Origin of the sequence: Plantibacter flavus, assembly GCF_002024505.1 — a bacterium.
GTDB lineage: Bacteria > Actinomycetota > Actinomycetes > Actinomycetales > Microbacteriaceae > Plantibacter > Plantibacter flavus_A.
Genome location: NZ_CP019402.1, coordinates 2980082 through 3004609, shown reverse-complemented (window position 1 = coordinate 3004609; position 24528 = coordinate 2980082). Strand labels below are relative to the sequence as shown.

Sequence of the window (24528 nt, the reverse complement as noted above, 5' to 3'; positions counted from 1 at the left end):
CCGATCGGTCAGGTCCGGGTCAGCGCCCGGTGACGAGGCGGCGTCGGATGACGAGCCCGGTACCGAGCAGCAGCAGGACCGCCGCCCCGACCACCAGCGGTGCGATGGTCGTTCCGGTCGAGGCGAGCACCGGACCCGGCGTGCTCACGGTGGCCGTGGACGGGTCGGAGGTGAACGACTCGCCGCCCGGCGTCACGCCGGTCCCGAAGGCGGTGTTGCGGATCGAGCCCGCGTTCAGGTCCGCCTGGGTGACCGTGTAGGTCGCGGTGCAGACGACCTGGAGCCCGGGGGCGAGGAGCGCCGTACCCGTCGGGCAGATGATCGCGGAGAGCGTCCCGGTACCGGTGAAGTCACCTTCCTGGACCGCGACGTCACGCAGCGTGACGTTGCCGGTGTTCGTCACCTGGAACGAGTAGGTGATGACCTGTCCCGCAGTCGTGGCCCGCTCGACGTCGGCCGTCTTGACCACCGAGAGACCGGGGACGGGCGGCGACGGGATCGTGACCTCGGACGGCGGCGAGACCGGCGGGACACCGTTCACGCTGTTCGGCGGCGTCGCCGTCGCGGTCGCCGAGTTCGTGATCAGGCCCGCGTCGACGTCGGCCTGCACGACCGTGTAGGTGGCCTCGCAGGTGATCGTCGCGCCCGGTGCCAACGAAGCGGCTTCGGCGGGGCAGGCGACGTCGGACAGCTCTCCGGCGCCGGAGAACTCCCCTTCCACCACCGTCGGGTTCGTCAGCGTGACGTTCCCGGTGTTGGTGAGGAGGAAGGAGTAGGTGACGACCTGGCCGACCGCGAGGCCGCCCTGGGCCACTGCATCGGCCGACTTCACGACCGTGATGGCGGGTGTCGCCGGGAACGCGACCGTGGTCTCCGACGGCGGCGAGACCGGGGGCGTGCCACCGTTCGGCGGGGTGCCGGTCGCGGTCGCGCTGTTCGTGACCGATCCCGCGTCGACGTCGGCCTGGGTCACCGTGTAGGTGGCCTCGCAGGTGATGGTCGCCGCCGGGGCGAGCGAGCCTGCCGCGGGCGGGCAGACGACCTGGGACAGCTCACCGGTCCCGGTGAACTCGCCCTCGACGACCGAGACGTCGGCGAGCGTGACGTTCCCGGTGTTGGTGACCAGGAACGAGTAGGTGACGTCCTCGCCGGCGTTCGCGACCGTGGTCGGCGTCGCGGACTTCGCCACCGTGATGGCGGGCGCTGCCGGGAACTCGACCGTGGTCTCCGACGGCGGTGAGACCGGGGGAGTGCCGCCTGCCGGCGGGGTGCCGGTCGCGGTCGCCGAGTTGGTCACGGAGCCGGCGTCGACGTCGGCCTGCGTGACCGTGTAGCTCGCTTCGCAGGTGACGGTCGCCGCCGGGGCGAGCGAGCCGGCTGCGGCTGGGCACACCACGTCGGAGAGTTCGCCGGTGCCGGTGAACTCGCCCTCGACGACCGAGACGTCGGTCAGGGTGACGTTGCCGGTGTTGGTGACGAGGAACGAGTAGGTGACGTCCTCGCCGGCGTTCGCGCCCGTGGTCGGCGTCGCCGATTTCGCGACGGTGAGCGCCGGGGCCTGGGCCACGCCCGGGATGGTGACCTCGGACGGCGGTGAGACCGGCGGCCGGCCCTGCGGCGGTGTCCCGGTCGCGGTGGCCGAGTTGGAGACGGTACCGGCGTCGATGTCGGCCTGCGTCATCGTGTACGTGGCTTCGCAGGTCACCGCCGCCGCGGGTGCGAGCGTCGCCGCTCCCGGCGGGCAGACGACGTCGGAGAGTTCACCGGTCCCGGTGAACGTGCCCTCGTCGACCTGGACGTCGGTGAGCGGGACGTTGCCGGTGTTGGTGACGAGGAAGGAGTAGGTGATCTCGTCGCCGACGGCGTACTCCGCCGCAGCGGGGGACGCGGACTTCACGACGGTGATCGCGGGAGCCTGCGGCACGAACTCGACCGTGGCGTCGGCCGGCGGGTTGAGGCCCACGCTCGTGATGTTGTCGGGCCCGTTCGTGAACGTCCCGGCGACGGGCGACGTGACCTCGACGGTCACGGCGCAGGAGGTCATGCCCTGGTTGAGGTTCCCGGTGACGTCGATCGACGAGCCGCCCTCGGGCGCGGTGACGACACCCGACGGGCAGGTGGTCGACGCGTCGCCGTCGGCGATCGTCAGGCCGGCGGGCAGCGCGTCCGTGAAGGACCAGCCGTTCTTCGCCGCGAGTTCGTCGGTGTTGGTGATCGTGAGGGTCAGCGTGGACGTCTCACCGGCGACGACGCTCGCCGGGCTGAACGACTTGTCCAACTGCGGGGAGACGTCGAGCACCTGGATGTTGTCGAAGGCGTGGTCGTTGCCGGCCGTGCCGCCACCGGTCAGGTTGCGGGCGACGATGCCGACGGTCGCCCCGGGGAGCAGGACCGCTCCCGGCGAGACGTAGGTGCCGACACGGACGTTCTCGGCCCCGGCCGCGCCGGTGGCCGGTGCGGTGACGGACCGGGAGCCCGCTGCGGTACAGCCGTTGACGGCCCCGACGGAGTGCGCGCCGCCCTGGTCGTCGGTGAGGAAGAACTCGAGGACGGGCTGCTGCGACGCGTTGCAGGACACCGCGGCGAGATCCACCGAGGTCGTGAGGTACCGGCCGGCGCTCGTGAGCGCGATCGGGTCGACGGTCGCGAACTCGACCGCGTTCGGCGGGTTCATCGTGAGGGTCTGCTGCGAGGTCCAGGCGCTCACGGAGTGATTGGCCGTGTCGCCGGCGCCGAGGGCCCAGGCGAGCTGCCGCGTGCGCCCTTCGCCGGACGCCGATGCCGCGAGGCACTGCGGTTCCGCGGACGAGGCGAAGCTCGTGATGTTGCCGTTGCACTGGGTGTGGTCGCGCCAGGAGGCGTCGGCGGTGTACCGCGTGCCGTCGGCTCCGACGTAGTCCTCGAGGTACGTCGGCGACGTCACGCCGTTCTCGAAGTCCTCGGAGTAGACCACCGAGCCCGACTGCGGCGTCCCCGGCGTCCCCGGCACCGCCTGCGCGCTCGAGCCGATCCCGACGAGCGAGAGCGCCGACAGGACGGTCACCCCGATGATCCCCATGGTCGCGCGACCGGCGGACGGTGCCCCCCACCGGTTCCGCCACCGAGCGCGGTGACTCCTTCGACCCGTGTGCTGCTGCATGTGTGTCGCCTTCCCCGTGAAGCGGCGGTGCGCCCGCCGAAAACCTGGCCCCAGCTGCGGGGCCGAGGATCAGTAGAGCGGCAACCCCGACGCGGTCCGGGCGGATCGGCCAAAGACCACCCCGCATCCTGCCCCGGGTGTTCCCCGACAGGTGGCGGTCACTTAGGGTTGACCCGTGCACACCGGTTGGAAGAGGTACTTTCCCTCCCTCGGGGCGGGGTTCCTCCACCCCACGGACGTCGCCCCGGTCACCCGTCTTCTCACCACGGCCATCCAGGAGGAGGACTGGGACACGGTCGTCTCGGTGATCGAGTACGAGTGGGGGATCCTCATGGCGCTCGACCTCGCGACGCTCGACCGCGCGCTGCAGGCACTCCCGGTGCGCGTGCTCTCGAACCACCCCATCGTCTTCGCCGTCCGGGAGATCCGCCTCAACATCCGTGGGGAGACCGACGCACTCGACCAGTCGGTGGGGCGGTTCCAGCTCCCGACTGATCCCGACGACATCCGTGACCGCGCCCGCTCCGAGCTCGCGCGCATCAGCCTGAGTGCATCGACGGCGTTCATGATCGCCTACCGCGTGCACGGTCGGCACCAGCGGGCGTTGCACTACGCGCGGATCACCGAGGAGCTCGCTCGCCGAGCCCGCGTGCACCGCCCGACCGAGTTCGCGCCCCGCGTCCCCACCGCCCTGCTGCAGGTGGGGATCACGAAACTGCTCGTGGGAGACCTCCACGAGGCGAGCCTCGTGCTGCGTGAGGCGTACGAGCTCCGGCACGAGTCCTGGGACGGCCGGAACGGTGGGGACGCCTCCGGCAAGCTCGCCCTGCTCTACGCGGTGCGCGGCGAGATCGTGGAGGCGGACCGCTGGCTCGAGCGCCACGACGACGGGGGCGGCGCGCACGGGTGGATGGTGCCCCTGGTCCAACTGTCCGGGTCCATCGCCCGCGCCTTGATCGCCATCGCCCGCGTCGACCGTGCGGCGGCGGAGGCCGCGCTCGCGACGCTGGAGCTCCAGGTCAACCGTGAGCGGTCCTGGGCCCCGTTCATCACCTACGCGCAAGCGCAGCACGCACTCCTGTGGGGCGATCGACGGGCGGCGCTGCAGCTCATCGAGCGCACCCGCGTGTTCGCCGGTCGCAGCCTGCGTCATGCCGGATCGGAGCGACTCCTCGACGCCGTGGAAGCGTCACTCCTCCTCGCCCTCGACCGCCCGACGGAGGCCAGCGTCCTCCTCGACGGTCGTGACCGGAACGCCCACACCGCGGCGGTCGCCTCGCGGCTCGCGCTCCTGACCGACCGCAAACCCCTCGCGCGGGAACTCGCCACCGCCGGGCTCGCGGAGGAGCACATCGACGCCGGTGCGCAGACGGAGCTGCTCATCACCTCGGCGCTCGCCGACGACTCGGACGAGGACGGTCGGCGGCATCTCCTCCAGGCGATCGCCACGACGGCGCGGACCGGGATGCTCACGCCCTTCGTGGTCGCGCCGCGCAGGCCGCTCCGACACCTCCTCGGCACGATGTCGCCCAGCGAGACCCATGCGCGGATCGAGCGGACGCTCGCCTCGAGTCCCGAGCCGACGCCGGAGACCGTGCAGCTCGTGGAGCTCACCGCCACCGAGCGCCGGATCCTGCAGCTCTCCGCGGAGGGCCGGACCCGGCAGGACATCGCACTAGCGCTGTACGTGTCCGCGAACACGGTGAAGTTCCACTTCCGGAACGTCTACCGGAAGCTCGGCGTCGACTCCCGCGAGGACGCGCTGGCCACCGCGCGGCGGTTGGGGTTGCTCCCGACCGAGCGGTGAACGTCACTGGTCGCCACGTCGCCGGAGTCTTCAGCGGATAGGACATCGCCTCGCGGTTCGCAAGCCCCCATCCGCTCGCACCGCCTCCGCCGAAGCTGGTCTGAGTGGCCGCGACCCGCGGCCCGGGAGAGGAGCACCATGACGGAGATCACCGCACACCACGGCCTGCTGAAGGACACGAACCTGCACGTCGACGACACCGGTGGCACGGGACGCCCGGTCGTCCTCATCCACGGTTGGCCGCTGTCCGGTGCATCGTGGAAGGAACAGGTCCCGGCTTTCGAGGCCGCAGGCTACCGCGTCATCACCTACGACCGCCGCGGCTTCGGTCGCAGCGACAAGCCGCTCACCGGTTACGGCTACGACCGGCTCACCGACGACCTGCAGGCGGTGCTCGAAGCGCTCGACCTGCGCGACGTGACGCTCGTCGGGTTCTCGATGGGTGGCGGTGAGGTCGCCCGGTACTTCAGCCGCCACGGTTCGGAGCGCATCCACAGCGCGGTCTTCGCCTCCGCGGTTCCGCCGTACCTGCTGCAGACGGCCGGAAACCCTGACGGGCCCCTCCCGGTCTCCGAGGCCGCGAAGATGACGGCCGGGCTCACGGCGGATCAGGACGCGTTCTACGACCAGTTCACGACCGACTTCTTCTCAGTGGACGGCGAGCTGAAGGTCACGGAGGAGCAGCGTCAGGAGGCCCTCGCGCTCGCGCACCAGGCGTTCAAGCCCGCCGCACTCGAGGCCATGGCGTCGTTCGCGAACACCGACTTCCGCGACGACCTGCCGAACGTCACCGTCCCGACCTTCGTCATCCACGGCGACAGCGATGCGACCGTCCCCTTCGAGGGCTCCGGTGCACGGACGCACGCGGCGATTCCGTCGTCGACGCTGTACGTCGTCGAGGGTGCGCCGCACGGCGTCAACGTCAGCCACGCGGAGGAATGGAACCGGGCCGTCCTGGAGTTCCTCGCGAAGTAGGTCCGGCAACTGCACGCGGTGATGCGCGGCGCACCCAGCGCTGCGCGTCACCGCGTCTCCGGGTCAGCGGGACGCCGACACGCCGCCGGCGACGGGGAGGGCCAGCGACCAGGCGTCGGCTCGCACGGTCGCATCGTGCCGCACGGCGTACCGCTCGCCATCGGCCGGATACGCGCGGAAGGTCCGAGCGGGGTGCCCGGTGTGGTGGATCTCGACGATGGACGCGTCGATGAGGATCCGGACCTCGTCGCCCTCGACCAGCTCGCCCCGCCAGATCAGCTGCGTGTCCGAACCCTCCAGCCCGAGGGAGGCCGTGCCTGCGCCCGTGAGTCGCACCTCCGTCTGGTCGGGGAGTTCCGTCGCATCGACGAGCTCGGCACGGAGTCCCGTCAGCTCCCGGGCCGGGATCAGCTCGACCTCGTCGCCGCGGACCACGAGCTCGCGCGGGAACGTCAGCATGCCCGACCATCCCTGCTCGTCGGTGTCCGCCTGCGTCCGGCCGCGCACGCCATCGGGTGCGATCTCCTGGGCCCAGCCCCAGAGCAGTACCCGCTCCGACTGTCCGTCCGAGCCGTCGGACTGCACGGCCTGCGGCGCGTAGAAGCTCGACCCCTCGTCGATGATGCCGGTCCGGCGGGCGCTGAACACGGGTCGCCCGGTGGCCTCGTCGAGCTCCATCGAGCCGAGGACCCAGGCCACCCCGCGGTGCGGACGGCCGTCGAGCCACAGCGAGACCAGCAGCACCCAGTCGTCGCCGACGCGCACGAGCTGGGGGCACTCCCACCCTTCGCACGGAGCGAGCTCCGAGACGACCGGCGCCTCGGCCGTCAGCAGGTACCCCTCCTCGGTCCAGGCGTCGAGGTCGTCGACGCCGTAGAGGAGCAGTGCGCCACCGACGTCGGAGCGACCCGCGCCCTGGATCGCCCAGCGGCGCCCACCCAGCTCGAAGACGAACGGGTCGCGCACCATCGTCACGCGCTCATCGGCGGGGAGCGAGGCCGCGACGACACGTTCGCCGCTCCAGTCCTGCGCATCCGCCGAGCCGTGGACGACGACGACCTCCGACAACCCGTGTCGATCACGCGCGCCCGAGTACACGACGGCCGGCCGGCCCTGATCGACGACCCCGACGCCGCTCCAGCAGCCGAAGCCGTCGGTGGTGTTCGGGCGTGGAGCCAGGGCCACCGGGTGTTCCTCCCAGGCGAGCAGGTCCGGCGAGCTCACGTGACCCCAGTGGATGTCCTCGTGCCTGGCCGACCCCGGGTTGTACTGGAAGAAGACGTGCCAGCGACCGTCGACGAACATGATGCCGTTGGGGTCGTTCAACCACCCGGCCTCGGGTCGGGGGTGCAGCAGCGGGAAGCCGCGGTCGAGGACGTGCGTTACGTGGAGGCCGGTCATGGCTTCCTTTCGGTTCGAGATCGGTCGGATCGAGGGGAGGGCGGTGGTGCCGGTCACTTGCTGACGCCGGCGGTGAGCCCTTCGCGCAGCGGCTTCTGGCCGAAGACGAAGACCAGCGCAGCCGGGATCATGGACAGGACGACACCGGCGAGGACGGTCGCGACCGACCCGGTGCCGAGGTTGCCCTGCAGGGTCACGAGCCCGAGCGGGAGGGTGAAGTTCTGCTCGCTGATCGTGAGGATCAGTGGTCGGAAGAACTCGTTCCAGTGGTAGTTGAACGCGAGGATGCCGACGATCGCGAGGCCCGGGGCGGCGAGCGGCAGGTAGATGCGGAAGAAGATCTTCCACGGTCCCGCGCCGTCGATCTGCGCCGCCTCGGCGAGCTCCGGCGGCAACCCCATGAAGTACTGCCGCATGAGGAAGGTGCCGAACGCCGTCGGGATCATCGGGATGATGAGCGCGAGGAGCGTGTCCGACAGTCCCATGCCGCGGATGAGCATGAACACGGGGACGATCGTCACCTGCATCGGCACCATCATCGTGGCGAGGATCAGTCCGAACAGGATGCGCTTGCCGCCGAAGTCGAAGCGCGCGAACACGTAGCCGGCCATCGCCGCACTGAGCATCTGTCCGGCCGCGATGAGGAGCGTCACCAGTGCGCTGTTCCACGTGTAGAGCAGGATCGGGATCTTCTGGAAGACGTCGATGAACGCGCCCGGGCCGAACTCGGTCTGCCCGGTGTCGACGTTCGCGGGGGTGAGCGCGGTGATGAGCGTCCATACGACGGGCGCGAGCGTGAGGAACGCGGCGAGGACGAGGACGAGGAACTTCCCGGCCGTGGCGAGTCGGCGGCGTGATGAGTCGGGGGTGACTGCTGCGATGGACATCTGGGACCTCATCCGTAGAAGACGAAACGCTTGCTCAGTCGGAACTGTGCGGCGGTGACGAGCATGATCAGGAGCGTCAGCACGATGCCGATCGCTGCGGCGAGACCGAAGTCGAGCTGCTGGAACGCGGACTCGTAGATCACCATCACCGCGGTGCGGGTGTCGTCTCCCGGACCACCTCGTGTGAGGACGTACGGCTGGTCGAAGATCTGCAGGGCGCTGATGATGGCCATGACGGACGCGACGAGCATCGTCGGGCTCACGAGGGGCAGGGTGACGTTCCGGAACTGGCTCCAGCCGTACGCGCCGTCGAGCGACGACGCCTCGTAGACCTCGCGCGGGATCGCGGCCAGTCCACCGATGAACAGCAGGAAGGTGAAGCCGAAGTTCTGCCACACGTAGACGAGGAGGACGACGATCTTCGCGCCGAACCCGGTCGTCAGCCAGCCGATGTTCCCGACGCCGAAGAGTCCGAGGAACTCGTTGACGAGGCCGAACTCCTGGTTGAACAGGTACGACATCACGAGCGACACGGACGCGGCCGACAACACCAACGGGAAGAACAGTGCGGAGCGGAAGAAGGTACGCAGCCATTCCGGCATCCGCGACTGCACGAGGATCGCGAGCAGGAGGGCGACGGCGAGCTGCAGCGTGACCGCCACCACGACGAAGCCGACCGTGTTCAGGAAGGACACGCGCACCGTGGGGTTGGCGGCGAGGTCGACGAAGTTGCCGACGCCGACGAACTCGGGTGCCGAGATGATGTCCCACCGGAAGAAGGCGAGGACGAACGACCCGATGATCGGGACGAAGCTGAAGAGTCCGAGGCCGATGAGCGTCGGGGCGAGGAACACCCAGACGAGCAGTCGGCTGCCGCGAGGGGCACGCTTGCGGCGTCCGGTCTCGGCTTCGGGCGGGACGACCAGTGCCCGGGTCGCCGTCGGTGACTGCAGTGCCATCATCGTCCCTTCAGCGCGAGCTCGAGGTCCCGCTGCATCGTCTCGAGGCCGCGGCGGACGCCGTTCGGGCCGTTCGTGATCGTGCCGACCACGTTCTTGATGAGGGCCGACTCCACGGCCGCCTGCTGGGGCGGTGCGGGCATCGGGCCGGTCGTCGGGAACCGGTCGAGGGTGTCGTAGAAGACCTCCCAGTGCTTCGGGCCGATGTCACCGCCGTAGAGCTCGGCGTTGAGCGAGCGCCGAGGCAGCGACGAGTCGGGCTGGCTGTGCGCGATCGACATGCCCTCGACGGAGATGCAGTACTTCATCCACTCCCACGCCTCGTCCTTGCGTTCTGAGGTCTGCATCATCGCGTAGCCGCCGGCTCCGAACTGGTGGCGCTGGCCGCGCATCTTCGGGAAGTAGGTGACGTCGTACTCGTCGTCGCCCAGGCCGGCGTCGTTGAGGCCCTTGACCCAGAACCCGCCGGCCGGCGTCATGCCGACCGAGCCGCGGGAGAAGAGCGAGACGAGCTCGTTGCCGCCGCCTTGGGCGGGGTTCGCGGCGATGCCCTCGGAGACCATGCGCTGCAGGACCTCGAAGCTCTCGACGGTGCGGTCGCTGAGTGCGTCGGCGTTCTCCCACAGGTATCCGCCACCACGCGGGGTCTCGTCCGGGTAGAACTTCGACCACATCCAGTCGCCGCCGGGTGCCTTCTCCTCAGTGAGGAAGCTCGTGTCGTTGATGTACAACCAGGGCACGACGCCGCCCCAGAGACGGTTGTTCCAGAAGTACGGCAGGAACGAGCCGGGGGCACTGGCCTGCATGGTGCGGCCGACGGTGAAGAAGTCCTCGACCGACCAGTCGTCGCGCGGGCGCTCGAGGCCGGCCCGCTCGAACGCGGAGGTGTTGTAGTACATGTTCGCCGCGTTGAAGTTGTCGGGCAGTTGGAACAGGTTGCCCTTGTACATGAACGACTCGATGAGCGAGGGGTTCACGTCGTCGAAGTACTCCTGCAGCTCGGCGGCGTCGCGCTGCACGTACTCGTCGATCGGGTGGGCGAGTCGCTCGGCGAACAGCTGCGTGCCCTCCGTGGCGACCGACACGATGTCCGGCGGGGTGCCGGCCGCGACCATCGTGAGGATCTTGGCGAAGAAGTTACCCCAGTCCTGGCCCTGGATCGCGATGATCCGGACGGGGATGTCGGGGTGCAGCTTCTGGAAGCCGTCCACGAGCGACTGCCGGGCGGCGGCGTCCTGGGCGGTGCCGAAGAGGGCGACGGTGAGGGCGTCGTCACCTCGGCCGGGGATGTCTCCGCCGGTGAGGCGCGGCCAGGAGATGGCCGTGCCCGCCAGACCGAGACCGAGCAGGGCGAATGCCGCCCTGCGACTCAGATCAACCACGTTGTTGCTCCTGCGAAATCGGGGCCGACCGTTCGCAGGGCGCGGACGATGAGCCGTGAATGGAGGTGCTGAACGGATTCAGCAGACGAAACATAACACAGCTCCGCGCGATATGCTGAACTGATTCAGCAAACCGCACGAGGGAGTGTCATGTCCACGCAACGCCGCCGCACGACCCTCGCGGACGTCGCGGAGCGCGCGGGCATGTCCAAGGCCGCGGTGAGCATGATCCTGAACGACCGTCCCGGTTCCCGGCTGTCCGCGGACGCCGTCGAGCGGGTACGCGCCGCCGCGGCGGAGCTCGACTACCGCCCGAACCCCGCGGCCCAGGTGCTGCGCCGCGGGAAGACCAGGACGATCGGGTTCATCTCCGACGAGGTCACGCTCACCCGGCACGCCTCGGGGCTCATCGGCGGTGCGCTCGAGGTGTCGAAGGCCCACGGCCACACGATGCTCATCGCGGAGACCGAGGGGATCGAGGGTGGTCTCGCCCGCGCCTTCGAGACGATGATCGACCACCGGGTCGACGGCATCCTCATCGGTCTCCTCGGCGCCCGCCTCATCGACCTCCCCACCACCTCGACCGGTGTCCCGGTCGTCGTGCTCAACGGAGCGTCCTCCTCGGGGCACGCGAACGTCCTTCCCGACGAACGTGCGGCCGGGTACGCGGTCGCGAAACGGCTCGTCGACGCGGGCCACAGGCGGATCGGCGTGGTCGGCGACCTGCCGCAGGACGTCATCAACGATCCGCGACAGACGGCCACGGTGGCACTCCGCTTCGCAGGCATCGCCGCGGCGTTCGCGGAGGCCGGGATCGAACCTGCTCGGGTCGACATCGTCGAGTGGCAGCCGGAACCCGGTTACGAGGCGACGGCCACGCTCCTCGAGCGCCACCCGGACGTCACGGCCATCCTCGCCGCGAACGACGGCGTCGCCTTCGGTGCCTACCAGGTGCTGCTCGAACAGGGACGTCGGATCCCGCAGGACGTCTCCGTCGTCTCCTTCGACGACGAGATCCTCGCCGGCTACCTGCGCCCGGGCCTCACCACCGCACGGCTGCCCTACCAGGAGATCGGCGCGCTCGGAGCCTCGATGCTCCTCGGTCAGCACGCCCTCGGGCACGAGCTGGTCACCATGCCGATCATCGAGCGCGACTCGCTCATCGCCGCGGTGTCGACCGACGCCGGTTGACGCCACCCGACCCTCGGATCCAGCAGAGAGAGATGCCATGCACGCAGCCCCCACGACCGACGTCCTCATCGCCGGCGAGACCCTCATCGACATCGTCCGGCGGCTCGACGGGACGCAGGCGGAGAGTCCCGGCGGCAGCCCGGCGAACGTCGGGATCACCCTCGGTCGGCTGGGCCGCGCCCCGGCCCTGGTGACCCATGTGGGCGACGACGAGCGAGGCGTGGCGATCCGCTCCTGGCTCGACGCGTCCGCGGTGACCCTCGTGTCCGCTCCGACCGGCCGGACGTCCACGGCGCAGGCGACCCTCGACGCCGAGGGCGCGGCCACCTACGAGTTCGACCTCTCGCTCGATCTGGAGGCCGCGGGTGCGCCGGACGCCGCCGTCGTCCACACCGGCTCGATCGCCTCGGTCCTCGAGCCGAGTGCCGACCGCCTCCGCGAGTTGGTCGAGGCGCGTCGTCCCTCGGCGCTCATCACCTACGACCCGAACATCCGGCCGTCGCTCATCGACGACGCGGCCCGCGTCCGTCAGGCGGCGCTCGACTGCATCGCGCGCGCGCACGTCGTGAAGGCGAGCGACGAGGACGTCGCGTTCCTGCTGCCCGGTGTGGCACCGGTCGACGCCGCTCGGGAGTGGGTCGCGGCCGGGCCGGGACTCGTGGTCGTGACGATGGGTGGTGACGGGGCTGTCGCGGTCAGAGACGGTTCCGTGCTCGAGATCGAGACGCCGCGGGTGCAGGTGGCCGACACCGTCGGTGCCGGCGACACGTTCATGGGTGCGCTGATCGACGGACTGCTGACCGCCGGTATCGCGGGGCCCGGGGTCGAGGAACGGCTTCGTGGGGTGTCCGACGAGGTGCTGCAGCAGCTGCTCGACCGCGCCGCGCGGGCCGCGAGCATCACGGTGTCGCGGCCGGGAGCGAACCCGCCCACCTCGGCGGAACTCGACGCCTGAGGCGCTGGGGGCCTGAGCGTCAGGACGGCTGGGACGCCGGGGCTTCCGTCCCGGCGAAGCGCTCCGACGACACCACCTGCTGGGCCGCCCGACGGAGGGCGAGGATCAGCGGTTCGGTGAGCACGGTGCCGAGCACGATGTACTGCACCGCGAGCTCGGGAGAGTCCGCCGGGATGCCGTCGATCTCGGCTTCGGCGATGCGGCGCGCTGCGACGACGTAGCGGTCGAGGACCGTGGGTGGCACGGTGAAGCCCGCTCGTTCCAGGGTATCCAGGGCCCCGGCCAGGCCGGCGAGGAGTCCGGGGTCGCACTGCGCCTCGATCCCGCCGAGTCGTTCGTAGAGCTCCAGTGCGCGGGTGGTGTCGACCGGACCGCTCGGGCGCGGGGTGACGGCGGTGTGGGCGACGCCGAGGAGGTCGTAGGGGCCCGCCGGCGGCGAGTCGAGCGCGGCGACGACGTTGCGGGTCTCCGCGATGCTCACGCCGGCGGTGAGCAGCGCGCGGATCACGCGGAGCCGGGACACGTGTGCGTCGCCGTAACTCGCCTGGGTCGCCGAGGTGCGCTCGCCCTCGGGGAGGAGTTGCTCGCGCAGGTAGTACTTGATGGTCGCCACCGGCACCTCGGACACCGCCGCGAGTTCCGAGATCCTCATCCTGTCCCCCTCGTCTGGATAGTGCTACTATCCAACTTGGATAGCGTCACTATCGAACAGGAGCAGTCTATGTCACGCGTCGTCGTCGGCCGAATCACCCATCGTCACGAGGGTGAGCTCGTCGTGTTCCACATCGGAATGACCATCAACCAGTGGTGGCGGGTGGACAAGTGGCTCCCGATCTTCGGTGACATGCCGCGCATGCTGCAGGAGCTCATGTCCGACCCGGAGTCCGGGCTCCTCGGTTCGCACATCCTGCTCGGTTCCAGCGGCCCGTACCTCGTCCAGTACTGGTCGTCGATCGACAAGCTCTACGCCTACGCGTCGGCTCCGGCCTCCGCCCATCGGCCCGCCTGGTCGCGCTTCAACAAGCGTGCCCGGTCCGCGCCGAAGGCCGTCGGCGTCTGGCACGAGACGTTCCTCGTCGATCGCGCCGAGAGCATCTACGTGTCGACCCCGTCCATGGGGCTCCCGGCGGCGACCGAGGCGGTGCCCGTCGGGTCGCGGCAGCAGCACGCGCGACAGCGGTTCGCCGACGGCCGGACCGGTGCGTCGGAGGCGTCGGCCTGACCGCTCGTGTGTTGAGATGGGCGGGTGGACCTCCAGAAGCAACCTGCCGCCGCGGCGTCGCATCCCACCCGCAACCGTCTCGGCGTCGTCGCGCTGATCCTGGGCATGCTCCTCGTCGGTCCGGTGATGATCGCGATCGGCGTCGGCCTCCGGCTTGCGGACGACCAGTTGCTGGAGACGGGGACGCGCACCACCGGCACGATCACCGAAGTGCAGGACGGTGTCGAGGCCTCCGACCTGGATTTCCGGGTCGACTACCGGTCCACCGATGACGTCGTGCACTCGGTGTGGGAGTCCTGGGACATCAGCGACCGGCCGTCCGTCGGCGACGAGGTCGTGATCGTGTACCGGGCGACAGACCCGGGTGCGGCGGTCGTCGAGGGCTATGGGGGCGAGGGCGAGTGGATGACGGGCCTCGGAGCGGTCTTCACCGTCATCCTCGGGGGGACAGGCGTCATGATGCTGGTGATGGCCGCCCGTGGCAGGTCGGAGCGTGCCCAGGCGCGCCGTGCGGCGATCCAGGCTGCCGCCGGTCAGCGATAGCGCGGCGGAACCGCGAGGGGAGCGGAGACGAGGGCGGCACCCTGTGGGACCTCGCCCTCGCCGCGCCGGATCGGACCGCGCAGGGCGAGGGTGATCCGCAGGCCGTCGGCGGGATCGTGCGCGGCGTCCGGCTGCTCGAAGCTCAGCGTCGGCGGGTCCTCCGAGGTGCTGTAGCTCAGCAGGATCATCGAGCTCGACCCCGAGGCCCGGAGCCGTGGTCTCGAGAGGCGCACCGAGGCTTCGCGGACCGTCAGGACCTCGTCGCGGTGCAGGATGCGTCTGGGGCCGTTCAGCTCGTTCCCGCCCGCGCGGACCGCGACTTGTGGGCCGGCGAAGCCGACGATCGCGTGGTTCATGTCGTCGGGAGCGGCGATGAGTCCGGCGGCGTCACGGAGCTCGACGACCTGCAGTCGCCAGCGGATGCGGCGGTCGACGTCGGTGCTCGTCCAGACGTCTCGCACGCTGCCACGGCCACGGTCGAGTGGTTGCCGGACGAGGTCGGCGAACCGGACGAGCCGGGGCGGGCCCGGGTCGGCCGGTGGTCGTGACGCGACGTCGACGAGGACGAGATGAGCGGGGGTGGCAGCCGGTTCGGGTCCAGCTGCTCCGCGCATCTCGTCCTCGTCGGGTCGGGTCGGGCAGGTCGTTCAGGCCGGTGGATCAGGCCTTGGTGTCGACCAGGACATACCCCTCTTCACCGTGGACCACGGTGTCGATGCCGGCGATCTCGTCCTCGTTCTTCACGCGGAAGCCGATCGTCTTCTCGATCGCGAAGCCGATGATGAAGGCGAGCACGAAGGAGTAGATGAGGACGGCGAACGCGGCGATCGCCTGGACGAGCAGCTGCGAAGCGTCACCACCCATGAAGAGGCCGGTGCCGTTGGCGAAGAAGCCGAGGTACAGGGTTCCGATGAGGCCACCGACGAGGTGGATACCCACGACGTCGAGCGAGTCGTCGAAGCCGAGCTTGAACTTCAGTTCGATGGCGAGGGCGCACACGACACCGGCCACGAGGCCGAGGACGATGGCCCAGATCGGGTGCAGCGAACCACACGCCGGGGTGATCGCGACGAGACCGGCGACGGCACCCGATGCGGCACCGACAGAGGTCGGCTTGCCGTCCTTGATCTTCTCGACGATGAGCCAGGCGAGCAGGGCTGCGGCCGGCGCCGCGATGGTGTTGACGAACACGAGTGCAGCGGTGCCGTCGGCCGCCAGTTCCGAACCGGCGTTGAAGCCGAACCAGCCGAACCAGAGCAGACCGGCGCCGAGGAGCACGAACGGCGGGTTGTGGGGGACGTGGACGCCCTTCTTGAACCCGACGCGGCGGCCGAGGACGAGCGCGAGGGCGAGGGCTGCAGCACCGGCGTTGATGTGGACCGCGGTGCCACCGGCGAAGTCGATGACGCCGACGCCGAAGACGTCCTGCAGGCCGTGCGTGATCCAACCGCCGTACGCGAAGCTGCCGTCGTCGGCGAGGCCGAAGTTGAACACCCAGCTCGCGACGGGGAAGTAGACGACGGTCGCCCAGATGCCGGCGAAGATCATCCAGGAGCCGAACTTCGCGCGGTCGGCGATGGCGCCGGAGACGAGGGCGACGGTGATGATCGCGAAGGTGGCCTGGAAGGCGACGAAGGCGAGTGGCGGGTAGGCCGCTCCCTCAGGCGTCTCGAGGGCGGCGGTCAGGCCGATGTTCCCCGTGTCGATCGCCCAGGGGGCGACGGTGCCTTCGGAGCCGGGGAACGCGATCGCGTACCCGTAGAGCACCCAGAGGACGCCGATGAGGCCGAGTGCGCCGAAGCTCATCATCATCATGCTGATGACGCTCTTCGCCTTGACCAGGCCGCCGTAGAAGAACGCGAGCCCTGGTGTCATGAGCAGCACGAGTGCCGCTGATATCAGGATGAACGCTGTGTTTCCTTGATCCATTCGAGGTGCCTCTCCGCAGGGACGCGGCTGGAGCGCGTCGGGTGCGCCCAGCGTGACACCGGCGTGTTTCCGATGGCCTGTGCGCGTGTTTCCGGCACGTTGCGGAATCGGCCCCTGCGTAAACAGCACATGACGGATCGCTCGACGTACAGTGGGGAACGAACGGAAGGGAGCCCCGATGTCGACATCGAGCACACCCGAGGACGGCCCGCAGGTCGTCCGCAACGATGACAGCCACGAGTACGAGATCCAGGTGGGGGAGCGCGTCGCCGGGATCGCCGGGTACCGGGAGGAGCCCGGTCGCGTCCTCTTCACCCACACCGAGATCGATCCGGACTTCGGCGGGCAGGGGCTCGGCAGCGTCCTCGCCGCCGCGGCACTCGACGATGCGGTCGAGCGAGGACTGACGATCGTCCCGTACTGCCCCTTCATCCAGGCGTATCTCCGGAAGCATCCCGACTTCAGGGGCGAGGTGTCCTGGCCGGAGTGACCGGTCGTCATCCGGCGTGAGCTGGCCGTTCGTCCGGACCGAGCTCCGGGAGCATCCGGACTTCAGTGGCGAGGTCTCCTGGCTCGAGCGACCGGTCGTCACTCGGTGCGTGGCAGCCTGAGCAGGACGGCCTCGCACCGGTAGTCCTGCGAGCTCGCCATGTCCCCGCGGAACCAGAGGAGCGAGACCGTCGAGGGGCCACCGGGTGCGACGATCGGACGCAGGTTGTCGACGTCCGAGTCCTCCGTGAGCGGCGTCCACATCCAGGTCGCTCCGCCGTCGCCGGTGCGACCGTGGAAGATCTCGTGGTGGGCGAGCGGCTGGTCGTTCCGCGGATCGATCGGCGTCGAGACGTAGAGCGAGTCGAGGTCGTCCGGGTCGATGGCGGCGAGTCCGGTGTAGTCCTGTTCGTGCGGGAGGAGGCCGGGGCCGGCGAGGGCGAGCGGGTGCACCTGCCAGGAGCCGCCGGGCGTGAGGCGGGCGAACAGGAACCGGTGGTCCAGGACGGGCCGGAGGCGTTCGGTCGCCTCGTCCGGATGCGCTGGTCCGTCGTCGGCGCGGGCGGAGACGACGGCGGCCACGGTGCCGTCGGGGGCTCGTCGCACGTCGACGGTCCAGCAGTGGGAGAGTCGGTCGCCGGCCCAGGTGCCGCCGTCGGGCATTCGTGAGCCGGCGGCGACGAGGGTGGTGAGCTCGACCTGCGAGGGTGCGTCGCCACGCAACGGATGCGGGTCGACGACGGCGCCGTCAGTCCGGTGGAGCCCGTCGGCGTCGAGGAAGCCGTGGTAGACGCTGTTGTCGTAGTCGCGCGGGTGGTGGTCGGTGGTGATCAGGTCGATGCGACCGGGGGAGGAGACGTAGCGCGTGTAGCCGTTGACGTAACCGACCTTCGGCCGTGTGAAGACCTTGCCGGCGTAGTTCCAGGTGTCGCCGTCGTCGTCCGACACGAGCGCGCACTGGTCGTCGTTGACGGCGCGGGCGAAGCAGTACAGGCGGCCGTCGAGTTCGTGGAGGTTCGAGTAGGTCACGCCGAGTCCACCGGTCTGGGCGCTCCAGTCGAACGTGTGCTCGGGCCCCCAGTGGCGTGGGTCATCCGGTTCGCTGATGCGCCAGCGGGTGAGGTCGTCGGTCTTGTGGCGGGTGTACATCGCGAGCCAGCGCCCGTCGCGCCGCCGCCAGAGAGCCGGGACATCGTGGTCGTCGGACTCGAGGAGTGCGTGCAGGACGACGATGTCGGCGGTGCCGGTGGTGAGGTCGACGACGGTGACCTCGACGTTGCCGCCGCGCTGCTCGCCGTCGACGCCGCCCGTTGACGCGATCGAGCCGACGACGAGCAGGTTCGACGTTGGATCGACGAGTGCGCGCTCGTCCTGGAACCAACACCAGGCGGCGTTGTCATTGACGACCATCGGCGTGGTGGAGGTGTCGTTTCGGCGCAGCATCGCGACCTTCCGGGTGGGGTTCCGGACGAGGTTACCGGTGCGAGCGTGCGCCCGGCAAGCGTTTTCCGAGACACGGTTCGGTGTGCGCTCTGGCCGGCGGCGGGACCGGAAGTGCCCCGCGTGGAATGCTTCCGCTCGCCGAGGTGTCCCTACCCGACTGCCCTTCGACAGGCTCAGGGACCGAGACGTTCCGGCTGAACCTCCTCCGGTCACTGAGCTTGTCGAAGTGCCCACGAAGGAGCCTTCGTCGGCGGGGTCAGAACGGGGCGGGGTCTAGTTCCGTCTGGTGGTGTTTGCCGTCGGGTGTCGTCCACTCGAGGACGCCGCCCGGTTTGTGGTCGAGGTTCCAGCCGGGGAGATGTTTCATGCGATGGTGATGCCGACACAGGCAGGCGAGGTTCCCGACATCTGTCGCCCCTCCGTCCTCCCACGCGACCGAATGATCGAGATCGCACGCTCTGGCCCGTCTGCCGCAGCCCGGTGCCCGACAGGTGCTGTCCCGAAGCCGGACCGCGCGTTGCAGGTCGGCCGGAACGCGGTACTGACTGCGGCCGACGGAAAGGACCGCACCCGTTTCCGGCTGAACCAGGATCCGGGTGAAGCTCGGTGCGTTCACCGCGATGCGTGCGGCGGTCTCGGGGTCGATGGGTCCGTAGCCGTCCAGCGTGGCAGGGGCCTCTGAGACACCGGCCATCGTGAGCGCCGGGACCGTGATCTGCACGGTCGGCTTGATGTGCTCCTGGACCTCGATCGGATGCGGGAGCACCGGGTTCGATGCGACGTCCTCCGGGGTCACACCGGTCAGTGCGAGCGCCGCGAGGGCGTCGGCCTGCAGTTGTCCGCAGGTGCGAGCGTCGCCGGCCTGGCGTGCCTCCGCGGCGGCCGCTTCGACCCGCTCGATGATGCCCTGCGCGATCGGCGCGGTGGTGAACAGGTGCACCCAGGCCATGCCGTCGGCGGCCGGCTCGAACTCAACCCGACGGTCGGCCTCAGAGCGGACCGCTCGGGCGGTGATCGATTCCGGATGGAGGCGCTCGCGCAGGACGCGGGCGCGTTGCCGGAGGTACGAGACGGTCGCGCCTTCGGCGACCGGCAGCACCTGCTCGAGGAACACCGCCCGGCCAGCGGCAGGGACGTCGCAGAGCTGGTCCGTGATCACCTGTGCATGCCTCGCCGAGATACGGCCCGCCTCGAGCGACGCCAGCACCGCCGGTGCGTCGTTCACGAGGCGCTCGGCGTCGTTGGTCGCACGCTGGATCGTCCGCTCCGGGATCCGGGTCGCCATCGCGAGGGCCGCACAGGTGGAGCGACGGGACAGGGCCTGGCGTTCGGCCGGCGGGAAGATCGCAGGGACGGTGGCGTCGGCGAAAGCGTCCGCGTAGGCAGCGGAGCGGGCCAGGAGACGCGCCTTGCGTGCGTCGAGGACGGCCTGCTGGCGGTGGAGGTCCGCCCATTCATCCGAGAACTCCGCGAGACGCGCGGCGTATTCGTCGCTTGCGCGGATCGCGCTGAGCGTGGTCTCGGTCATGGGACGAGTCCACCATGGACCACTGACATTCCAGATGCTGAGTCGGGTCGGTTGTGGAAGGGTCCTCGTGTGCCCTTCGACAGGCTCAGGACCGGAGGCCGGAGCGGGTGCTCGGGCTGGATGAGGATCACCGAAATACCGCGGAGCATGCCCGAAGTCGGTCGGTCGCGCAAGTTGTTCTGAGGTGGACATGTGTTATGCCAGGGTCTCATTACCGAGTACCTCGATCGAAAGACACCATGAGTTCCAACGCCACCCCTGACTACCCCGCGACGCCGACGTACAAGCAGCCGTACGCGCCCGCTCCGATCCACGGCGCCGCCTCCCCGGATGACCTGACGCTCCCGCTCTACGGAGCGACGTTCCCGCAGGCGGTCAAGCGCTACCTCCGCAAGTACGCGACCTTCACCGGCCGTGCTTCTCGGAGTGAGTACTGGTGGGTCACGCTGTTCGTCTTCCTCGTCACGCTCATCCCGAACATCCTGTTCTTCACCGGCGTCCTGATCGGCGCGACATCCGCTGCCGCGCAGCGCGAGGCCGTCGTGTTCGACAGCAGTACCGGCTCGCGGACCTACTACACCCAGCCCGGCATCCTCGAGATCCCCGGGGCTGCTCCGCTGATCCTGACGGGTGTCGTCCTCCTCGGCCTCATCTGGTTGGCGACCATCGTCCCGAACCTGGCCCTCGCTTGGCGCCGTCTCCACGACGCCAACTTCCCCGGCCCGTTCTACTTCTTCTCGCTCATCCCGTCGGTCGGCGGCATCGTCCTGCTCGTCCTCTTCCTCCTGCCCTCGAAGCCCGAGGGTCAGCGGTTCGACACCGTGCGCTGAGTCGCAACCCGACGACCGGAACGGGCCGGTGCGGACGTGATCGTCCGCACCGGCCCGTTCCCTGTCTCGCCGGACGGGCGTGGACGCCTCAGCCGGCCGCCGCCACGTCGAGCACCCACGTGACGCCGAACCGGTCGGTCACCATGCCGAAGCCGGGGCTCCAGGCGGACGCGGCGAGCTCTTCGACGACCGAACCTCCCACGACGAGTCGGTTCCAGAACACCTCGACCTCCGCGAGCGTCTCGCCACGCACCGCGACGAAGCAGGACTGTCCGGTGACGGTCGCCCCGTGCTCACGGCGGGTCGTTCCGGTGCCGATCAGGGACGCCGCCGGAGCTCCGGGGCTGTCGTACGCCATCACCCGGAAGCCGTCCTCGGATTCGACCTGACCGAAGACGACCAGGTCGGCGCCCGGGGCGTCCTTCGGCATCCCGACGTCGCTGTAGCTCGCGATCGTCGTCCGCCCGCCGAAGACGGACTGGTAGAACTCCAGCGCAGCGCGGGCGTCGCCCTGGAAGTTGAGGTGGGTCGTGGTCGTGATGCTCATGTGTGCTCCTCGAGTCGTGCCGGGCTCCTCCCGGTCGAGCACCACTGTCCCAGGCGTCTAGGACAGATCGTGTCCTGCACTCGGACTACGCTCGCACCATGGCCTCACCGACCTCCAGACTCCTGCAGTTGCTCTCGCTCCTGCAGGCGCGCCGCGACTGGCCGGGTGCCCTGCTCGCCGACCGGCTGGACGTCAGCCACCGCACGATCCGCCGCGACGTCGACCGGCTCCGGGAGATGGGGTATCGCATCGAGGCCACGATGGGGCCGGACGGCGGGTACCACCTCGACGCCGGGAGTGAACTCCCGCCGCTGCTCTTCGACGACGAGCAGATCGTCGCGCTCACCGTCGCCCTCCAGACCACGGCCGTCGCGGGATCCGGGTTCGAGGAGCCGGCGCTCCGAGCGCTGACGACCGTGCGGCAGGTCCTGCCGTCGCGGCTGCGGCATCGACTCGACGCCCTCGACGTCACTTCGGTGCCCCGAGCCGGAGACGGACCGACGCCGCAGGTGGCCGTGCCGGTCCTCCTCACGCTGTCCGCGGCCATCCGCGCGCGGGAGGTGCTCCGGTTCGGGCGATCCGACGACGACCCGGAACCGCCTCGGCGCGTCGAGCCGCACCACCTGGTCACCTCCCAGGGGCACTGGTACCTCGTGGCCTGGGACCTCGACCGCGACGACTGGCGGATCTTCCGCGCCGACCGCATCGTGCCGAGGACGCCGACCGGACCGCGGTTCCGTCCGCGTGAGGTGCCGGGTGGAGACGTGCAGGCGTTCGTGGCGGCGAGGTTCAAGGGATCCGAGCAGACCGACGCCTGGCCCTGTGTCGGCACCGTCGTGCTCCACCTGCCGTTCGAGGCGGTCCGACCGTTCGTCGGCGACGGCATCGCCGAGCCCCTCGGCCCGGACCGCACGCGCTACACCGCCGGCGCATGGTCGTGGGTGGCGCTCGCCGCCTCCCTGAACCGCTTCGACACCGACATCGACGTCGTCGAGCCGCCCGAGCTCGTCACCGCGTTCGCGCAGCTCGCCGAGCGCAACGCCGCGACCGCACGGACGGTCAGCCGTGGAGCGCGTCGTCCGGCCGACCGAGACGCACCGCGGTGAACCGGACCGTGAGGCCGGCGCGCGTCGGGGCCGCACAGAACAGTCCCGCCTCGACGTCGGCCTCCGGGTCGAGGTGGGCGACGCGGACCAGTCGCCAGTCCTCGTCGTCCACCCGCGCGCGCACGGTCACGGCGTCGCCGTCGCGGCTCGCGCGCACCGTGACCGTTCGTCCGAGCCAATCGGGGACCGGTGCCACCGACCAGTCGGAGGTGCCGTGCGTGACGACCGCGCCGAGCTGGGCGACCCCGTCGGACACCTCGACCCCGGCCTTGATCCACGTCGACTCGGAGGCGCGGAGGAACACGCCGGCCTGATCGAACTGCTCGGAGCCGTGGAGGACGAACGACACCTCGACCGCCGCCCGTCGCTGCATCGGCGCGATCAGCGCGTGCTCCGTGTCGTGGACGAAACCGTACGAGGTGTGCCGCCAGGCGTCACTTCCCTCGACGGCGGTGACGAGCAGGGAACCGTCCGGCTCCGTCGTCACCGCCGCAGGGGCTGTCGTCCAACGTCCGTGTTCGACCAGGTTCTGCAGATCCATCCGTCCATCCTGACGTATGGATGCGCGCGCTGGCCTCAGATCGCCGTGCCGAACTCGCGGATCGTGATCGCCGAGGCGGTCAACGGTCCGCCGTCGGTGTAGAGCGAGATCCCCGTGTCGCCCTCGGCGAAGTGCACCTGCTGCGAGACGACGGTGTGACCGGCGTTGACGAAGACCTCCACGCTCTGCGTGTCGACGAAGACCCGCAGATGGACCGAGCGTGCAGCCGCGTCGATCGGTGCTGCGGCCCGGGTGTACGGCTGCAGCGAGAAGCCCGCCAGGTCGGACGGTGCGCGGTCGACGTAGAGCTCGGCCCCGGCCTTCCCGATGTTGGTGTGGCGAGAGCCGTCCGCCGAACGACCGACGGAGAGACCGACATTGGTCGCGGTGTCCCAGGTGAGGTCGAGTTCGATCTCGTACGCCCGGCCGCTCCAGGGCAGGACGGCGCTCCCGGTGACGGTCTGGTCCGGGAGGGAGACGGTGGAGGTCGCATACCCGGCCAAAGCGTCCACGGGTGAACTGAGCAGGCTGTACCGACCACCGGACTGCGCCTCGAGTCGTAGCTCCCGGACGACGGAGTTCTGGCCGTTGTAGCCGTCCGAGGCGTCGGTGGGGACGTCGCGGGCCGCGTACTTCCAGTTGTTCATCCACGCGATCGCGAGCCGGCGGTCGTCGGGCGTCTCCGCCTTCGGCCAGGTGACGGCGGCATACCAATCCCAGCCCCAGTCCAGCCACTGCGGGGTGAGGTCGTCGGCGGTGAACCGCGTCCCGTCCCACGTGCCCGTCCAGTAGGCGTAGGTCATCGGCAGGCCGATCGAGTAGGCGTCCATGCTGGCGCCCAAGACCCAGTGCCAGCTGCCGTCGCCCGCTCGCATCTGGAACAGGTCCGGGCACTCGATGCCACCGAGGTCGTGGTTCGGGAAGTCGAAGTTGTGCTGCAACTGCCACGTCGTGAGGTCGGGCGAGGTGTAGAAGGCCGCGTAGCGCGCCCGGCCGATGACGCACACCCATTCGTTCCTGGCCGCGTCCCAGTGGACCTTCGGGTCCCGGAACCACTCAGCGTTCTCGATCTCCGCCGGGGTCTGGGCCGCACGTCCGTCGGTGTTCACGATCACCGGGTCGGGGAGCATCGTGAACGTGAAGCCGCCGTCCGTCGACCAGTAGAGGTACTGCTCCTGGTACTTCCGGACGCCGTCCGTGGGCTGCGTCGCGAGTGCGATGACCGCACCCGCCCCGAAGCCGGCGGTGTTCGCGGTGTCGACGACGGCGGAACCCGACCACACCGGGAAGTCCGGCTGCAGCGGCATGACGGTCCCATGGTGGGTGAAGGCGACGCCGTCGGTCGTCGTCGCGTGATCCCAACCGCCCGGACCGTTGTTCTGGCCGGAGTGCAGGTAGTACAGCTGGTATGCGCCGTTCGTGAACACCGGTCGTTGCGGGTCGCAGAGCCACCCCGACGGCGGCGTCATGTGGAACACCGATCTGAGGGAGGCCTGCGCCTGGGCGGTGGTCGCCGCCTGGGCGGCGAGGGGCGTGCCGGTACTCGCGAACAGGGCGAGCGCCCCGAGGCCGCCGCCCTGGAGGACGGTCCGGCGGGAGAGGTCGTGCGTCATTGCTGTTCCTTTCGTCGGTGCCGCGGGCGCGCCGAAGGCAC

22 protein-coding genes are annotated in these 24528 nt (G+C 69.9%); 9 read left to right on the top strand and 13 right to left on the bottom strand.

The features are described 5' to 3' along the window. Positions 1 to 19: 19 nt before the first annotated feature. Positions 20 to 3139 carry a DUF7507 domain-containing protein gene (locus tag BWO91_RS13945; RefSeq protein WP_079002961.1) on the bottom strand — a complete coding sequence of 1040 codons (3120 nt, stop codon included), beginning with the start codon at positions 3137 to 3139 and terminating at the stop codon, positions 20 to 22. A gap of 175 nt (positions 3140 to 3314) precedes the next feature. Between BWO91_RS13945 and BWO91_RS13940 the strand changes: the two genes are divergently transcribed. Continuing rightward, complete coding sequence (locus BWO91_RS13940; protein ID WP_079002960.1) at positions 3315 to 4946, top strand: helix-turn-helix transcriptional regulator; 1632 nt, start codon at positions 3315 to 3317, stop codon at positions 4944 to 4946. A gap of 138 nt (positions 4947 to 5084) precedes the next feature. Then, positions 5085 to 5921, top strand: coding sequence for an alpha/beta fold hydrolase (locus BWO91_RS13935; RefSeq protein ID WP_079002959.1), 837 nt, complete (start codon positions 5085 to 5087; stop codon positions 5919 to 5921). Positions 5922 to 5984: 63 nt separating this feature from the next. On the opposite strand, the gene BWO91_RS13930 is transcribed toward BWO91_RS13935, so the two are convergent. Genes BWO91_RS13930 through BWO91_RS13915 form a run of 4 tightly spaced genes read right to left on the bottom strand, consistent with a single transcriptional unit; the run spans position 5985 to position 10550 of the window. After that, positions 5985 to 7322: a glycoside hydrolase family 32 protein gene (locus BWO91_RS13930; protein ID WP_079003993.1), complete on the bottom strand. Its 1338-nt coding sequence runs from the start codon at positions 7320 to 7322 to the stop codon at positions 5985 to 5987. Between the two features lie 53 nt (positions 7323 to 7375). Further along, entirely contained in the window at positions 7376 to 8209 is an 834-nt protein-coding gene (locus BWO91_RS13925; RefSeq protein ID WP_079002958.1) for a carbohydrate ABC transporter permease, read from the bottom strand. An 8-nt stretch (positions 8210 to 8217) separates the two neighbouring features. Further along, entirely contained in the window at positions 8218 to 9168 is a 951-nt protein-coding gene (locus BWO91_RS13920) for a carbohydrate ABC transporter permease (protein WP_079002957.1), read from the bottom strand. Further along, positions 9168 to 10550 carry an extracellular solute-binding protein gene (locus BWO91_RS13915; RefSeq protein WP_079002956.1) on the bottom strand — a complete coding sequence of 461 codons (1383 nt, stop codon included), beginning with the start codon at positions 10548 to 10550 and terminating at the stop codon, positions 9168 to 9170. Before BWO91_RS13915 ends, BWO91_RS13920 begins: the two co-directional genes overlap by 1 nt. 150 nt (positions 10551 to 10700) lie before the next feature. Here BWO91_RS13915 and BWO91_RS13910 point away from each other — a divergent pair, with 150 nt between their 5' ends. Next, positions 10701 to 11741 (top strand): LacI family DNA-binding transcriptional regulator, encoded by a 1041-nt coding sequence (locus BWO91_RS13910; protein ID WP_079002955.1) that lies wholly within the window; start codon positions 10701 to 10703, stop codon positions 11739 to 11741. A gap of 37 nt (positions 11742 to 11778) precedes the next feature. Further along, on the top strand, positions 11779 to 12696 hold the full coding sequence (locus tag BWO91_RS13905; protein WP_079002954.1) for a carbohydrate kinase family protein: 918 nt from the start codon (positions 11779 to 11781) through the stop codon (positions 12694 to 12696). A gap of 19 nt (positions 12697 to 12715) precedes the next feature. On the opposite strand, the gene BWO91_RS13900 is transcribed toward BWO91_RS13905, so the two are convergent. Beyond that, a complete protein-coding gene (locus tag BWO91_RS13900; protein ID WP_079002953.1) occupies positions 12716 to 13348 on the bottom strand; it encodes a MerR family transcriptional regulator in 633 nt (210 codons plus the stop codon). A gap of 69 nt (positions 13349 to 13417) precedes the next feature. Here BWO91_RS13900 and BWO91_RS13895 point away from each other — a divergent pair, with 69 nt between their 5' ends. Together BWO91_RS13895 and BWO91_RS13890 are read left to right on the top strand one after the other, a co-directional pair. Continuing rightward, the gene (locus tag BWO91_RS13895) at positions 13418 to 13918 is read left to right on the top strand and encodes a DUF4188 domain-containing protein (RefSeq protein WP_079002952.1); all 501 of its coding nucleotides are present in this window, start codon (positions 13418 to 13420) and stop codon (positions 13916 to 13918) included. 24 nt (positions 13919 to 13942) lie between these two features. Then, a complete protein-coding gene (locus BWO91_RS13890) occupies positions 13943 to 14461 on the top strand; it encodes a DUF3592 domain-containing protein (RefSeq protein WP_079002951.1) in 519 nt (172 codons plus the stop codon). Here the strand turns inward: BWO91_RS13890 and BWO91_RS13885 are convergent. Together BWO91_RS13885 and BWO91_RS13880 are read right to left on the bottom strand one after the other, a co-directional pair. Next, a complete protein-coding gene (locus BWO91_RS13885; protein ID WP_079002950.1) occupies positions 14452 to 15075 on the bottom strand; it encodes a hypothetical protein in 624 nt (207 codons plus the stop codon). The genes BWO91_RS13890 and BWO91_RS13885 overlap by 10 nt on opposite strands. 46 nt (positions 15076 to 15121) lie before the next feature. Beyond that, the gene (locus BWO91_RS13880; protein ID WP_064294702.1) at positions 15122 to 16390 is read right to left on the bottom strand and encodes an ammonium transporter; all 1269 of its coding nucleotides are present in this window, start codon (positions 16388 to 16390) and stop codon (positions 15122 to 15124) included. 178 nt (positions 16391 to 16568) lie between these two features. Here BWO91_RS13880 and BWO91_RS13875 point away from each other — a divergent pair, with 178 nt between their 5' ends. Beyond that, positions 16569 to 16880 (top strand): GNAT family N-acetyltransferase, encoded by a 312-nt coding sequence (locus BWO91_RS13875; RefSeq protein WP_079003992.1) that lies wholly within the window; start codon positions 16569 to 16571, stop codon positions 16878 to 16880. 98 nt (positions 16881 to 16978) lie between these two features. On the opposite strand, the gene BWO91_RS13870 is transcribed toward BWO91_RS13875, so the two are convergent. Continuing rightward, entirely contained in the window at positions 16979 to 18322 is a 1344-nt protein-coding gene (locus tag BWO91_RS13870) for a BNR-4 repeat-containing protein (RefSeq protein ID WP_079002949.1), read from the bottom strand. A gap of 256 nt (positions 18323 to 18578) precedes the next feature. After that, a complete protein-coding gene (locus BWO91_RS13865; RefSeq protein ID WP_167620486.1) occupies positions 18579 to 19850 on the bottom strand; it encodes an HNH endonuclease signature motif containing protein in 1272 nt (423 codons plus the stop codon). Positions 19851 to 20089: 239 nt separating this feature from the next. Here BWO91_RS13865 and BWO91_RS13860 point away from each other — a divergent pair, with 239 nt between their 5' ends. After that, positions 20090 to 20680 (top strand): DUF805 domain-containing protein, encoded by a 591-nt coding sequence (locus BWO91_RS13860; protein WP_079002947.1) that lies wholly within the window; start codon positions 20090 to 20092, stop codon positions 20678 to 20680. Between the two features lie 88 nt (positions 20681 to 20768). On the opposite strand, the gene BWO91_RS13855 is transcribed toward BWO91_RS13860, so the two are convergent. Then, entirely contained in the window at positions 20769 to 21227 is a 459-nt protein-coding gene (locus BWO91_RS13855) for a VOC family protein (protein WP_071259176.1), read from the bottom strand. Between the two features lie 98 nt (positions 21228 to 21325). Here BWO91_RS13855 and BWO91_RS13850 point away from each other — a divergent pair, with 98 nt between their 5' ends. Then, entirely contained in the window at positions 21326 to 22333 is a 1008-nt protein-coding gene (locus BWO91_RS13850) for a helix-turn-helix transcriptional regulator (protein ID WP_079002946.1), read from the top strand. On the opposite strand, the gene BWO91_RS13845 is transcribed toward BWO91_RS13850, so the two are convergent. Both BWO91_RS13845 and BWO91_RS13840 read right to left on the bottom strand, forming a co-directional pair. After that, positions 22287 to 22874 (bottom strand): DUF1349 domain-containing protein, encoded by a 588-nt coding sequence (locus BWO91_RS13845; RefSeq protein ID WP_079002945.1) that lies wholly within the window; start codon positions 22872 to 22874, stop codon positions 22287 to 22289. The two genes, BWO91_RS13850 and BWO91_RS13845, sit on opposite strands and share 47 nt — an antisense overlap. Positions 22875 to 22909: 35 nt before the next feature. Beyond that, entirely contained in the window at positions 22910 to 24487 is a 1578-nt protein-coding gene (locus BWO91_RS13840; protein ID WP_079002944.1) for a glycoside hydrolase family 32 protein, read from the bottom strand. Positions 24488 to 24528 lie beyond the last annotated feature (41 nt).